This window comes from Luteimonas sp. MJ250 (genome assembly GCF_039548455.1).
In the GTDB taxonomy this organism is placed as follows: domain Bacteria; phylum Pseudomonadota; class Gammaproteobacteria; order Xanthomonadales; family Xanthomonadaceae; genus Luteimonas.
The window spans coordinates 1-13900 of sequence record NZ_JBCLVB010000017.1 but is presented as its reverse complement, the minus strand read 5'-3'; the positions used below and the strand labels follow the sequence as shown (position 1 = coordinate 13900).

General features: G+C 65.7%; 9 protein-coding genes and 1 tRNA gene. All 10 read right to left on the bottom strand.

What is annotated here, in order from left to right; genetic code table 11:
* Window positions 1–114: 114 nt before the first annotated feature.
* Window positions 115–4359, bottom strand: coding sequence for a DNA-directed RNA polymerase subunit beta' (rpoC, locus tag WCE37_RS14255; protein WP_343279939.1), 4245 nt, complete (start codon window positions 4357–4359; stop codon window positions 115–117).
* A gap of 89 nt (window positions 4360–4448) precedes the next feature.
* Complete coding sequence (gene rpoB / locus WCE37_RS14250) at window positions 4449–8606, bottom strand: DNA-directed RNA polymerase subunit beta (RefSeq protein ID WP_343279938.1); 4158 nt, start codon at window positions 8604–8606, stop codon at window positions 4449–4451.
* 228 nt (window positions 8607–8834) lie between these two features.
* Window positions 8835–9206, bottom strand: coding sequence for a 50S ribosomal protein L7/L12 (gene rplL / locus WCE37_RS14245; RefSeq protein WP_343255890.1), 372 nt, complete (start codon window positions 9204–9206; stop codon window positions 8835–8837).
* A gap of 65 nt (window positions 9207–9271) precedes the next feature.
* Window positions 9272–9796 carry a 50S ribosomal protein L10 gene (gene rplJ, locus WCE37_RS14240; RefSeq protein ID WP_343279937.1) on the bottom strand — a complete coding sequence of 175 codons (525 nt, stop codon included), beginning with the start codon at window positions 9794–9796 and terminating at the stop codon, window positions 9272–9274.
* A gap of 349 nt (window positions 9797–10145) precedes the next feature.
* Window positions 10146–10844: a 50S ribosomal protein L1 gene (rplA, locus tag WCE37_RS14235; protein ID WP_343255892.1), complete on the bottom strand. Its 699-nt coding sequence runs from the start codon at window positions 10842–10844 to the stop codon at window positions 10146–10148.
* A 4-nt stretch (window positions 10845–10848) separates the two neighbouring features.
* Complete coding sequence (gene rplK / locus WCE37_RS14230; protein WP_343279936.1) at window positions 10849–11277, bottom strand: 50S ribosomal protein L11; 429 nt, start codon at window positions 11275–11277, stop codon at window positions 10849–10851.
* Window positions 11278–11455: 178 nt separating this feature from the next.
* On the bottom strand, window positions 11456–12040 hold the full coding sequence (gene nusG, locus WCE37_RS14225; RefSeq protein ID WP_343255896.1) for a transcription termination/antitermination protein NusG: 585 nt from the start codon (window positions 12038–12040) through the stop codon (window positions 11456–11458).
* A gap of 5 nt (window positions 12041–12045) precedes the next feature.
* Window positions 12046–12429: a preprotein translocase subunit SecE gene (gene secE, locus WCE37_RS14220; protein ID WP_343279935.1), complete on the bottom strand. Its 384-nt coding sequence runs from the start codon at window positions 12427–12429 to the stop codon at window positions 12046–12048.
* A 24-nt stretch (window positions 12430–12453) separates the two neighbouring features.
* Window positions 12454–12529, bottom strand: a tRNA-Trp gene (locus WCE37_RS14215).
* Between the two features lie 174 nt (window positions 12530–12703).
* The gene (gene tuf, locus WCE37_RS14210) at window positions 12704–13894 is read right to left on the bottom strand and encodes an elongation factor Tu (RefSeq protein WP_343255884.1); all 1191 of its coding nucleotides are present in this window, start codon (window positions 13892–13894) and stop codon (window positions 12704–12706) included.
* Window positions 13895–13900: the final 6 nt, after the last annotated feature.

The window sequence follows — 13900 nt, the reverse complement described above, 5'->3', positions numbered from 1 at the left end:
GGCCAGGGCCGCAGTCTTCTTTCCCGCCCTTCCTGGGCCGAACACGAAGCGCCTCCATGGCACCTCATTTCGGGATCTGGGACGGCCCCCTGGAGGGCCGTCACTAACGGTGTATCAGTCTTCCGCGCCCTCGCCTGCGGCGGCGGCGTCTTCGACAGGTGCTTCCTGGACCGCGACCTCGTCGGCCGCGACGACCCCGGACAGGGTCTCCATCTCGGACTCCGTCAGCCCCGAGGCGTTCTTGCGGCGCTGTGCATGGTACGCCATGCCCGTGCCCGCAGGAATCAGGCGACCGACGATGACGTTCTCCTTCAGGCCGCGCAGGCTGTCACGGGTGCCGCGGACGGCGGCCTCGGTCAGCACGCGGGTGGTTTCCTGGAAGGACGCGGCGGAGATGAACGACTCGGTCGCAAGCGAAGCCTTGGTGATGCCCAGCAGCACCGGGTCGTAGTGCACCGGCAGCTCGCCCTTGGCGTTGTGCTTCTCGTTGGCCTCGATGACGCGCTGGCGCTCGGCCTGCTCGCCGTTGAGGAAACGGGTGCTGTCGCCGGCGTCGGTGACCTCGACCTTGCGCAGCATCTGGCGGACGATCACCTCGATGTGCTTGTCGTTGATCTTCACGCCCTGCAGGCGATAGACGTCCTGGATTTCCTTGGTCAGGTACGACGCAAGTTCCTCGACGCCCTTCAGGCGCAGGATGTCCTGCGGACTCGGCTCGCCGTCCACCACGGTCTCGCCCTTCTCGACGTGCTCGCCTTCGAACACAATGATCTGGCGGTACTTCGGGATCAGCTCTTCGTGATCGTCGCCATCCACGGCCTTGATGATCAGGCGCTGCTTGCCCTTGGTGTCCTTGCCGAAGCTGACCACGCCCGACTTCTCGGCGAGGATCGCCGGGTCCTTGGGCTTGCGCGCCTCGAACAGGTCGGCCACGCGCGGAAGACCACCGGTGATGTCGCGGGTCTTCGACGCTTCCTGCGGGATCTTGGCGACCACGTCGCCGACGCCGACTTCGGCGCCGTCCTGCATGTTGACGATCGAGCGCGGCGGCAGCATGTACTGCGCCGGCAGGTCCGTGCCCGGGATGTTGAGGCCTTCACCGGTCTTGGAGTCGACGATGCGGATGGTCGGGCGGAGGTCCTTGCCCTGCGAACCGCGACGCTTGGGATCGGTGATCTCGCGCGAGGCCAGGCCGGTCAGGTCGTCGGTCTTCTCGATCACGGTCACGCCGTCGATGAAGTCGACGAAGCGCATCACGCCCTTCACTTCCGACACGATGGGGTGGTTGTGCGGGTCCCAGGTCGCGATGGTCTGGCCGGTCTTCACCGCCATGCCGTCCTTCGCGTTGATGGTCGCGCCGTAGGGAAGCTTGTAGCGCTCGCGCTCGCGGCCGTGCTGGTCGAGCACGGAGATCTCGCCAGAGCGCGACACGCCCACCAGGTGGCCGGCGGAGTGCGAAATCGACTTGACGTTGTTGAACTTCACCGAGCCGGTGGTCTTGACGGTCACGTTGTCGATCGCCGCCGCACGCGATGCCGCGCCACCGATGTGGAACGTGCGCATCGTCAGCTGGGTACCGGGCTCGCCGATCGACTGCGCGGCAACCACGCCCACCGCTTCGCCGAGGTTCACCAGGTGGCCACGGCCGAGGTCACGGCCGTAGCAGTGCGCGCAGACGCCGAAGGACGACTCGCAGGTGATCGTCGAGCGGACCTGGATGGTCTGCACGCCGGCGTCCTCGAGCTTCTGAACCCAGGCTTCGTCAAGCAGGGTGTTGCGGGTGACGATCGGATCCTCGTCGTCGCCGGGCAGGAACACGTCCTCGGCCACGATGCGGCCCAGCACGCGATCCTTCAGCGGTTCGACCACGTCGCCGCCTTCCACGATCGGGGTCATGGTCAGGCTGTCGAGGGTGCCGCAGTCGGTTTCGGTGATCACCACGTCCTGGGCCACGTCGACCAGGCGACGGGTCAGGTAGCCGGAGTTCGCGGTCTTCAGCGCGGTATCCGCCAGGCCCTTGCGGGCACCGTGGGTCGAGATGAAGTACTGCTGGACGTTCAGGCCCTCGCGGAAGTTCGAGGTGATCGGGGTCTCGATGATCGAGCCGTCGGGCTTGGCCATCAGGCCGCGCATGCCGGCCAACTGGCGGATCTGCGCCTGCGAGCCACGCGCGCCGGAGTCGGCCATGATGAAGACCGAGTTCATCGACTTCTGCTCGACCTTCTCGCCCTTCGCATTCGTCACGATCTCGGTGCCGATGGTCTTCATCATCGCCTGGGCGACGCGTTCATTGGTGCGCGACCAGATGTCGACCACCTTGTTGTAGCGCTCGCCGGCGGTGACCAGGCCCGACTGGTACTGCTGCTGGATCTCCAGCACCTCGGTCTCGGCCTCGGCCAGGATGCCCTTCTTCTCGTCGGGGATGATCATGTCGTCGATGCCGATCGAGACGCCGGCGCGCGTGGCGTACGCGAAGCCGGTGTACATCAGCTTGTCGGCGAACACGACCGTGTCCTTCAGGCCCAGCATGCGATAGCAGGAGTTGATCAGCCGGCTGATGTTCTTCTTGGTCAGCTCGGTGTTGGCCAGCGCGTACGGCAGGCCGTCGGGCAGGATCTCGGCCAGCAGGGCGCGCCCGACCGTGGTGTCCACGATCGAGGTCTTCTTTTCGCGGTTGCCCTCCTCGTCGATCACCGTCTCGGTGATGCGCACCTTGACCTTGGCGTGCAGGCCGGCGGCCTTGTTGTCATAGGCGCGCTTGACCTCGGCGACGTTGGCGAACGCCATGCCCTCGCCCTGGGTGTTCTCGAGCGCGCGGGTCATGTAGTACAGGCCCAGCACCACGTCCTGCGACGGCACGATGATCGGCTCGCCGTTGGCGGGCGAGAGGATGTTGTTCGACGACATCATCAGCGCGCGCGCTTCCAGCTGGGCTTCCAGCGAGAGCGGCACGTGGACGGCCATCTGGTCACCGTCGAAGTCGGCGTTGAACGCGGTGCAGACCAGCGGGTGCAGCTGGATGGCCTTGCCCTCGATCAGCACCGGCTCGAACGCCTGGATGCCGAGGCGATGCAGGGTCGGCGCGCGGTTGAGCAGCACCGGGTGCTCGCGGATCACCTCTTCGAGGATGTCCCACACCTCAGCCTCTTCGCGCTCGACCAGCTTCTTGGCCGCCTTGATCGTCGTGGCAAGGCCACGGCGCTGCAGCTTGGCGAAGATGAAGGGCTTGAACAGCTCCAGCGCCATCTTCTTCGGCAGGCCGCACTCGTGCAGGCGCAGGGTCGGGCCGACCACGATGACCGAACGGCCCGAGTAGTCGACGCGCTTGCCGAGCAGGTTCTGGCGGAACCGGCCCTGCTTGCCCTTGATCATGTCGGCCAGCGACTTGAGCGGGCGCTTGTTGGTTCCGGTGATGGCGCGGCCACGACGGCCGTTGTCCATCAGCGCGTCCACCGACTCCTGCAGCATGCGCTTCTCGTTGCGCACGATGATGTCCGGCGCATTGAGTTCAAGCAGGCGGCGCAGGCGGTTGTTGCGGTTGATGACGCGGCGGTACAGGTCGTTGAGGTCGGAGGTCGCGAAGCGGCCACCGTCCAGGGGAACGAGCGGGCGCAGGTCCGGCGGCAGCACCGGCAGCACGGTCATGACCATCCACTCGGGGCGGTTGCCCGACTCGAGGAAGGCCTCGACCAGCTTGATGCGCTTGGTGAGGCGCTTGAGCTTGGTCTCGGAACCGGTGGCGGCGATGTCTTCCTTCAGGCGCACCAGCTCCGCCTGCAGGTCGATCGTGCGCAGCAGGTCGAACACGGCTTCGGCGCCCATGGCGGCGTCGAAGTCGTCCTGGTGCTCCTGGCGCATCTGCATGTACTGCTCTTCGTTGAGCAGCTGGCCACGCTCCATCGGCGTCAGGCCCGGCTCGGTGACCACGAAGGCCTCGAAGTACAGGATGCGCTCGATGTCACGCAGGGTCATGTCCAGCATCAGGCCGATGCGCGAGGGCAGCGACTTGAGGAACCAGATGTGCGCGGTCGGGCTGGCCAGGTCGATGTGGCCCATGCGCTCGCGGCGCACCTTGGCCAGGGTGACCTCGGTGCCGCACTTCTCGCAGACCACGCCACGGTGCTTCATGCGCTTGTACTTGCCGCACAGGCACTCGTAGTCCTTGACCGGCCCGAAGATGGCGGCGCAGAACAGGCCGTCGCGCTCGGGCTTGAAGGTGCGGTAGTTGATGGTCTCGGGCTTCTTCACTTCGCCGAAGGACCACGAGCGGATCAGGTCCGGGGAGGCGAGCGCGATCTTGATCGCGTCGAAGTCCAGCGCCGGGCGCTGCTGGTTGAACAGGTTCAGAAGGTCTTTCATGAGTTTCTCCGGGAACGGGAATCGAGGACGTGGCTGCGGTGCTTACCGGTGGCGGGCGCGTGGCGCGCGCCCTGCCCCGGGCTGCGTCCTCAGTTCTCTTCCAGCTCCATGTTGATCGCGAGCGAACGGATTTCCTTGACCAGCACGTTGAAGGACTCGGGCATGCCCGCGACCATTTCGTGTTCGCCGTCGACGATGTTCTTGTACATCTGGTTGCGGCCCTGCACGTCGTCGGACTTCACCGTCAGCATTTCCTGCAGGGTGTAGGCCGCGCCGTAGGCTTCCAGCGCCCAGACTTCCATTTCGCCGAAGCGCTGGCCGCCGAACTGCGCCTTGCCGCCCAGCGGCTGCTGGGTGACGAGCGAGTACGGGCCGGTCGAACGCGCGTGCATCTTGTCGTCGACCAGGTGGTTGAGCTTGAGCATGTGCATGTAGCCCACGGTCACCTTGCGTTCGAAGGCGTCGCCGGTGCGGCCGTCGTACAGCTGCGCCTGGCCGCTGATCGGCAGGTCGGCGAGTTCGAGCATGTGCTTGATCTCGGCCTCCGCCGCACCGTCGAACACCGGGGTGGCCATCGGCACGCCGCCGGTCAGGTTCTTCGCCAGCACCAGCAGCTCCTCGTCGGAGAACTGCTTGAGGTCGACGCGCTGCCCATGCAGCTTGTCGTCGTGGTTGTAGATCTGGTCGAGGAACTTGCGGAGGTCGGCGATCTTGGCTTGCGCCTGCAGCATGCGGTCGATCTTCTGGCCCAGGCCCTTTGCCGCCCAGCCCAGGTGGACCTCGAGGATCTGGCCGATGTTCATGCGGCTCGGCACGCCCAGCGGGTTGAGCACGATGTCCACGGTCTCGCCGTTGGCCATGTGCGGCATGTCCTGCACGGGAACGATGGTCGAGACCACGCCCTTGTTGCCATGGCGGCCGGCCATCTTGTCGCCCGGCTGGATGCGGCGCTTCACCGCCAGGTACACCTTGACCATCTTCAGCACGCCCGGGGCAAGGTCGTCGCCCTGGGTGATCTTGCCGCGCTTGTCCTGGAAGCGGCGTTCGAACTCCGCCTCGTGGACCTGGAGCTGCTTCTGCGCGCGCTCGATCGCATCGGCGGCGTCATCGTCCTTCATGCGCAGCTGCAGCCAGTCGGACTTCTTGATGCCGTCAAGCACCAGCGAAGACACGGTGTCGCCCTTCTTCACGCCCGGGCCACCGTTGGCGACCTTGCCCAGCAGCTGCTCGCGCAGGCGGCTGTAGATTGCGCCCTCGAGGATGCGGAACTGGTCGTCGAAGTCCTTCTTGACGCGCTTGATCTCGGACTCTTCGATCTGCTTGGCGCGCTTGTCCTTCTCGATGCCGTCGCGGGTGAAGACCTGCACATCGATGACGGTGCCGTCCATGCCCGGCGGCACGCGCAGCGAGCTGTCCTTAACGTCCGACGCCTTCTCGCCGAAGATCGCGCGCAGCAGCTTCTCTTCCGGGGTCAGCTGGCTCTCGCCCTTCGGTGTGACCTTGCCGACGAGGATGTCGCCGGCCCGCACCTCGGCACCGATGTACACCACGCCCGACTCGTCGAGGCGGTTCAGCGCCTGCTCGGAGACGTTGGGGATGTCGGCGGAGATCTCCTCCGGACCGAGCTTGGTGTCGCGGGCGACCGCGGTCAGCTCTTCGATGTGGATGGTGGTGTAGCGGTCTTCCTTGACCACGCGCTCGGACAGGAGGATCGAGTCCTCGAAGTTGTAGCCGTTCCACGGCATGAACGCGACCAGCATGTTCTGGCCCAGGGCCAGCTCGCCGATGTCGGTCGAGGGACCGTCGGCCAGCACGTCGCCGCGCGCCACCACGTCGCCCACGCTGACCAGCGGGGTCTGGTTGATGCAGGTGTTCTGGTTGGAGCGCGTGTACTTGATCAGGTTGTAGATGTCGACGCCGGCATCGGTCTCGCCGGAAATCTCGTCCTCGTTGATCTTGACCACGATGCGGCCGGCGTCGATCTGCTCGACCACGCCGCCGCGGCCCGCGTTCACCGTCACGCCCGAGTCGCGCGCCACGGCGCGCTCGATGCCGGTGCCCACCAGCGGCTTTTCGCTCTTCAGCGTCGGCACGGCCTGGCGCTGCATGTTCGCGCCCATCAGCGCGCGGTTGGCATCGTCATGCTCGAGGAACGGGACCAGCGCCGCCGCGACCGACACGGTCTGCATCGGCGAGACGTCCATGTAATGGATCTCGCTCGGCGGCTTGAGCAGGTTCTCACCCTGGAAACGGCAGGCGATGAAGGGCGCGTCTAGCTTGCCCTTCGCATCCTGCGGCGCGTTCACCTGGGCGATGACGTACTCGTTCTCCTCGATCGCCGAGAGGAACTCGACCTCGTCGGTGACCTTGCCGTCCACGACCTTGCGGTAGGGCGTCTCGAGGAAGCCGTAGTGGTTGGTGCGCGCGAACACGGCCAGCGAATTGATCAGGCCGATGTTGGGGCCTTCAGGCGTCTCGATGGTGCAGACGCGGCCGTAGTGCGTCGGGTGCACGTCGCGCACTTCGAAGCCGGCGCGTTCGCGGGTCAGGCCACCCGGCCCAAGTGCCGACACGCGGCGCTTGTGGGTGACCTCGGACAGCGGGTTGTTCTGGTCCATGAACTGCGACAGCTGCGACGAACCGAAGAACTCCTTCACCGCCGCCGCGACCGGCTTGGCGTTGATCAGCTCCTGCGGGGTCAGGCCATCGGTCTCGGCCATGGTCAGGCGCTCGCGCACCGCGCGCTCGACGCGGACCAGGCCCACGCGGAACACGTTCTCGGCCATTTCACCGACCGAGCGCACGCGACGGTTGCCGAGGTGGTCGATGTCGTCGACCACGCCGCGGCCGTTGCGGATCTCGGTCAGCACCTTCAGCACGTCGAGGATGTCGGAGCTGTCGCCGTTGGCTTCGCGCAGGCGCGCGGAGTCATCATCCTTGCGCTCGGCAAAGTAGCGCGCGTCGTACAGCACCGGCGCGCCGGTGGTTTCCTTGCGGCCGATGCGGCGGTTGAACTTCATCCGGCCCACGGCCGAGAGGTCGTAGCGCTCGAAGGTGAAGAACAGATTGTGGAACAGGTTCTGCGCGGCGTCCTTGGTCGGCGGCTCGCCGGGACGCATCATGCGGTAGATCTCGACCAGGGCCTCGAGCTGGGTCTTGGTCGGATCGATGCGCAGGGTGTTGGAGAGATACGCGCCGCGGTCCAGGTCGTTGACCCAGATGGTGCCGACCGCCTCGACGCCGGCCTTGCGCAGCGCCTCGAGCATCTCCTCGGTGATCTCGTCATTGGCCGAGGCCACCAGTTCGCCGGTGGCGGCGTCGATGACGTCGTGCGACAGGATGCGGCCCACCAGGTAGATGTCCGGAACGGCCAGGGCCTCGATGCCCGAATCGACCAGCTGCTTGACGTGGCGCGCGGTGATGCGCTTGCCCGCCTCCACGATCACGCGATCGCCGTCGGCGAGGTCGAAGTCGAGGGTCTCGCCGCGCAGGCGCTCGGGCACCAGCGCCAGCTGCACGCCTTCCTCGGGGTCGATGTGGAAGTGGTTGATCTCGAAGAACTCGTTGAGCATTTCTTCGTTGTTGTAGCCCAGCGCGCGCAGCAGCACGCTGACCGGCAGCTTGCGGCGGCGGTCGATGCGGGTGAACAGGGCGTCCTTGGGGTCGAACTCGAAGTCGAGCCAGGAGCCGCGGTACGGGATGATGCGGGCGCTGTACAGCAGCTTGCCCGAGCTGTGGCTCTTGCCGCGGTCGTGGTCGAAGAACACGCCCGGGGAGCGGTGCAACTGGGACACGATGACGCGTTCGGTGCCGTTGACGATGAAGGTGCCGTTGCCGGTCATGAGCGGGATCTCGCCCATGTAGACCTCCTGCTCCTTCACGTACTTGATGGTCTTAGACGACGACTCGCGGTCGTAGATCACCAGGCGCACGGTCACGCGCAGCGGGGCGCCGTAGCTGAGGCCGCGGTTGCGGCACTCGCGCTCGTCGAACACCGGGTCGCCGAGCTTGTAGCCGACGTACTCCAGCGCTGCGTAGCCGTTGTAGCTGGTGATGGGGAACACGGACTTGAGGGCGGCATGCAGGCCACGGTCCTCGCGGCGCGCCGGGTCCTTGTCGGCCTGCAGGAACTCGCGGTACGAGTCGACCTGGATGGCAAGCAGGAACGGCACTTCGAGGATCGAACGGCGCTTGCCGAAGTCCTTGCGGATGCGCTTCTTCTCGGTGAACGAATATGACGTCGTCATGGTGGGCTACCGCCTTTGGCATCTGCGGGCCGCGCGCTGCGCGACCCAGGGGGAACAATGAACCGCCAGTTGGAAGTCGCTGGTATTGCCGGCACCAGCACGCCTTCTCCCGCCACTTCCAACTGCCGACTCGGTGTCGGTTCTATCCGGCCGCTTCAACGGCCGAAGGCCGGGGGCTTACGCCCCCAGCCCCGGTGGTCGCCGATGACGCTGGCGACGCGACAACGCTTACTTGACTTCGACCGTGGCGCCGGCCGCTTCCAGGTCCTTCTTGACCTTCTCGGCTTCTTCCTTCGAAGCGCCTTCCTTGACCGTGCCACCGGCTTCGGTCAGATCCTTGGCTTCCTTCAGGCCCAGGCCGGTGATCGCGCGGACCACCTTGATGACCTCGACCTTCTTGTCGCCGGGCGACTTCAGGATCACGTCGAACTCGGTCTGCTCTTCGACCGGGGCGGCAGCAGCGGCCGGACCGGCAGCCATGGCGACCGGGGCGGCGGCGGACACGCCGAACTTCTCTTCCATCGCCTTGACCAGCTCCATCACCTCGATGAGGGTCTTGCTGCTGATCGCTTCGATGATCTCTTCATTGGAAAGGGACATCTCGATACCTCTGGTTATCTAATGTTGGAAAACGTCTGTGGTCGGTTGTCGACCGAACTGTTGCCTCAAGCCGCCTTCTGCTGGCCGACCGCGTTCGTGACGCGGGCGACCTGCGAGGCCGGCTCGGCCAGCACGCGCACCAGCATGGTGGCGGGCTGGACCATGACGCTGAGCAGCATCGACAGCGCTTCGTCACGCGTCGGGAGCGAAGCCAGGACATCCACATGGGTGCCCGGGTACTTCTGCCCACCGATCGCCACGAGGCGCGGCTTCAGCTTGTCGTTCGCCTTGGCGAACTCCTTGATCAGGCGTCCGGCGGCGCCGGGGTCTTCCTTCGAGAAGGCGTACAGCAGGGGACCGGTCAGCTCGTCCTGGACGATGGCGTAATCGGTGTTCTCCACTGCACGCGAGACCAGCGTGTTCTTCGCGACTTTCAGGTACACGCCTTCGGCGCGCGCCTTCTTGCGCATGCTGGTCAACTGCTCGACGGTCAGGCCCACGTACTCCGCGGCAACCAGCGAGTGCGCCGATGCGGCGACCTCGGCCAGTTCGGCAACGACTTCCTTCTTCTGGTTCAGATTGAGAGCCATTGCACTTCCTCCGTACTTCGCAATCCAGCCTGGCGTATCCACGCCGGGCTGGTCCTTTGGCAGCACCAGTCCCTTGGTGCCGGGGACGCCGCAAGCGGCATCCCGGTGGTGGCCGTTTTCCGTTTGGATCGATGGAGCAATGATCTTCTGGAGGGTCGGCAACCATCTGCGCAGGCCCGTCGCCGCTTGCACGGTTCGAGGATTAAGCGCCCTGCGGAAGCAACGACGGCGATTCCATGCCAGTTCGAGCATCCCTGCCCGTCGTCGTTGCCACACAGGCCGCGCCTGCGGTCTTTGACGGCCCCGCCTCCGGCTTCAGGCCTTCGGCGACGCCCTCAAAACTTGCTGATTACTTCAACGTCAGCGTCGACTGGTCCACGGCAACGCCGGGGCCCATGGTCGAGCTGACCGAGATCTTCTGCAGGTACTGGCCCTTGGCGGTGGCCGGCTTGGCCTTCACCAGGTCGATCAGCAGCGCCTCGAGGTTTTCCTTCAGGCGGGCGGACTCGAAGTCGGCCTTGCCGATGGTGCAGTGGATGATGCCGGCCTTGTCGGTGCGATAGCGGACCTGGCCGCCCTTGGCGTTCTTGACCGCCTCGCCCGGGTTGGCCGACACGGTGCCGACCTTCGGGTTGGGCATCAGGCCGCGCGGGCCGAGCAGCGTGCCGAGCTTGCCGACCACGCGCATGGCGTCCGGGGTGGCGATCACCACGTCGTAGCTCAGGTCGCCGCCCTGCATCTTCTCGGCCAGGTCGTCCATGCCGACGATGTCGGCGCCAGCGGCCAGGGCTTCTTCAGCCTTGGCGCCGGCCGGGGCGAACACCGCCACCCGAACCGACTTGCCGGTGCCCTGCGGCAGCACGGTCGAGCCGCGGACCTGCTGGTCCGACTTGCGGGCATCAACGCCCAGGCGCACGGCCACGTCGACGGCTTCGACGAACTTGGCCTTGCTGTTGTCCTTGACGATCGTCAGCGCGTCATCGATGGCATAAGCCTTGCCGGGGACGGTCGCGGCCACGATGCTCTTCTGTCGCTTGGTCTGTGCCATGGTCTCAGCCCTCCACCGTCAGGCCCATCGAACGGGCGGAGCCCTCGATGGTGCGAACTGCTGCTTCGAGGTCGGCCGCCGTCAGGTCGGCTTCCTTCATCTTCGCGATGTCCTCGAGCTGGGCACGGGTGATCTTGCCCACCTTTTCGGTGTTCGGACGCTTGGAACCCGTCTGGACGCTGGCAGCCTTCTTCAGCAGCACCGCGGCCGGAGTCGACTTGGTGATGAAGGTGAAGGTGCGGTCCGAGTACGCGGTGATGATGACCGGGGTCGGAAGGCCCGGCTCGAGCTTCTGCGTCGCGGCGTTGAACGCCTTGCAGAACTCCATGATGTTCAGGCCGCGCTGGCCGAGGGCAGGGCCCACCGGCGGCGACGGATTCGCCTGGCCGGCCTTGACCTGCAATTTGATGTAACCGACGACTTTCTTAGCCATTGTCCTCTCCGGGTGCGAACGCCTGTCAGGCTCCCCATCGGGCCGGGAATCACGCGTCCCGGTATCGCGTTGTCACGCGCAAAGGCCGCCAGGGCGGCGGCCATTGCGATTTGCCCGATTTCCGGGCAGGAAGCCGCCAACTATAGCAGCTTCGGCACTCCCGGCCAAGCGGCCGGGATCAGGCTTTCTCGACCTGCCCGAATTCCAGCTCAACCGGGGTCGAGCGGCCGAAGATGAGCACGGCCACGCGCAGGCGGCTCTTCTCGTAGTTGACTTCCTCGACCACGCCGTTGAAATCGTTGAAGGGGCCGTCGATGACGCGGACCATCTGGCCAGCCTCGAACAGGACCTTCGGACGCGGCTTCTCCACGCCTTCCTGGACGCGGGCAAGAATGGCATCGGCCTCCTCGTCGCGGATCGGGAGCGGCTGGGCGGCGGTACCGCCGATGAAGCCCATGACCTTGGGGGTTTCCTTCACCAGGTGCCAGCTTTCGCTGTCGATGCGGGGAATCCCGCCCTCGTCATGGGTGGCGATCTGCACAAGGACATAGCCCGGGAAGAACTTGCGCTCGGAGCGGCGCTTCTGGCCGGAGCGCATTTCGATGATTTCCTCGGTCGGCACCATGACGTCGCCGAACTTCTCGTCCATCTCCATGCGCACGATGCGGTCACGCAGCGCCTGGGCCACCGACTTCTCGAAGCCGGAATAGGCATGAACCACGTACCAGCGCTTGATGATCTCGCTTTCCATCGACTCAGACATCTCCATCAGTTGCCGAGCAGCAGGCGGATGACCCACTGGATGACCAGGTCGAAGCCGGCCAGCAGCAGGCTGATGATCACAACGACCAGCATCACGACCCAGCTCATGCGCATCGCTTCCTGGCGCGTCGGCCAGACCACCTTGCGCAGCTCGAAACGTGCCTCGGAAAGGAATCCGCGCATCTGGACGCCCTTGGCGCTGGTCAGGAAGACCACCAGCGCGGCGGCAACGCCAGCAACCACGGCCAGCACGCGCAGCGGCGTCGGCCACTGGCCGTCGAACCAGTAGAACGCAACCAGCCCGCCAAGCAGCAGCAGGGATGCAGCCACGTACTTGGCAATGTCGGCCGCCGAAGTCTGGCTCCGGGTGTGTTGGACCCTGCTGTTCAAGTCGCTATCGCCCTCGTTGTGGCATGGCACGCCAGGAGGGACTCGAACCCCCAACCTGCGGTTTTGGAGACCGCTGCTCTGCCAATTGAGCTACTGGCGTGTACAAAAAATTGGCACCTCTTAGACGCCAACGGCGAGCCGTCCCCGACTCGCCTCGTCGTCCCCACAGGCCGCCGGCGTGAGCCGATGGTCGCTGGCGCTATCCGGGCCGCTCTCGGTCCGGATCAACGCCGGCACATATCGCGACGGCCAACGGCCGCCGCGACATGAGTACTTACTTGATGATCTTGGCGACCACGCCCGCGCCGACCGTACGGCCACCCTCGCGGATCGCGAAGCGCAGGCCCTCGTCCATCGCGATCGGGTTGATCAGCGACACCACCATCTTCACGTTGTCGCCCGGCATCACCATCTCGACGCCCTCCGGCAGCTCGCAGGCGCCGGTGATGTCGGTGGTGCGGAAGTAGAACTGCGGACGGTAGCCCTTGAAGAACGGCGTGTGGCGGCCGCCCTCGTCCTTCGACAGCACGTACACCTCGGCCTCGAAGTCCGTGTGCGGCTTGATCGAACCCGGCTTGCACAGCACCTGGCCGCGCTCGACGTCGTCACGCTTGGTGCCGCGCAGCAGCAGGCCCGCGTTGTCGCCCGCCTGGCCCTGGTCCAGCAGCTTGCGGAACATCTCGACGCCGGTGACGGTCGTCTTGACCGTCGGGCGGATGCCCACGATCTCGATTTCCTCGCCCACCTTCACGATGCCGCGCTCGATGCGACCGGTCACCACCGTGCCGCGACCCGAGATCGAGAACACGTCCTCGACCGGCATCAGGAACGTCTTGTCGATGTCACGCTCCGGCTCCGGAATCCAGGTGTCCAGCGCCTCGACCAGCTTGATGATCGCCGGCACGCCGATGTCCGACTGGTCGCCTTCCAGCGCCTTCAGCGCCGAACCGTGGATGATCGGGGTGTCGTCGCCCGGGAAGTCGTACTTCGACAGCAGCTCGCGCACTTCCATCTCGACCAGCTCAAGCAGCTCGGCGTCGTCGACCATGTCGGCCTTGTTCAGGAACACCACGATGTACGGCACGCCCACCTGGCGCGCCAGCAGGATGTGCTCGCGCGTCTGCGGCATCGGGCCGTCCGCGGCCGAGCACACCAGGATCGCGCCGTCCATCTGCGCCGCACCGGTGATCATGTTCTTCACATAGTCCGCGTGGCCCGGGCAGTCGACGTGCGCGTAGTGGCGGGTCGGGCTCTCGTACTCGACGTGCGAGGTCGAGATCGTGATGCCGCGCGCCTTCTCTTCCGGCGCCTTGTCGATCGCGTCATAGGCATGGAACTCGCCGCCGAAACGTTCCGCGCCGATCTTCGTCAGCGCCGCCGTCAGCGTCGTCTTGCCGTGGTCCACGTGACCGATCGTGCCCACGTTCACGTGGGGCTTGGTGCGCTCGAACTTACCCTTGGCCATGATTGC

Coding starts and splice junctions, on each gene's coding strand:
- rpoC (WP_343279939.1), bottom strand. CDS start 4,359: ATGAAAGACCTTCTGAACCTGTTCAACCAGCAGCGCCCGGCGCTGGAC.
- rpoB (WP_343279938.1), bottom strand. CDS start 8,606: ATGACGACGTCATATTCGTTCACCGAGAAGAAGCGCATCCGCAAGGAC.
- rplL (WP_343255890.1), bottom strand. CDS start 9,206: ATGTCCCTTTCCAATGAAGAGATCATCGAAGCGATCAGCAGCAAGACC.
- rplJ (WP_343279937.1), bottom strand. CDS start 9,796: ATGGCTCTCAATCTGAACCAGAAGAAGGAAGTCGTTGCCGAACTGGCC.
- rplA (WP_343255892.1), bottom strand. CDS start 10,844: ATGGCACAGACCAAGCGACAGAAGAGCATCGTGGCCGCGACCGTCCCC.
- rplK (WP_343279936.1), bottom strand. CDS start 11,277: ATGGCTAAGAAAGTCGTCGGTTACATCAAATTGCAGGTCAAGGCCGGC.
- nusG (WP_343255896.1), bottom strand. CDS start 12,040: ATGTCTGAGTCGATGGAAAGCGAGATCATCAAGCGCTGGTACGTGGTT.
- tuf (WP_343255884.1), bottom strand. CDS start 13,894: ATGGCCAAGGGTAAGTTCGAGCGCACCAAGCCCCACGTGAACGTGGGC.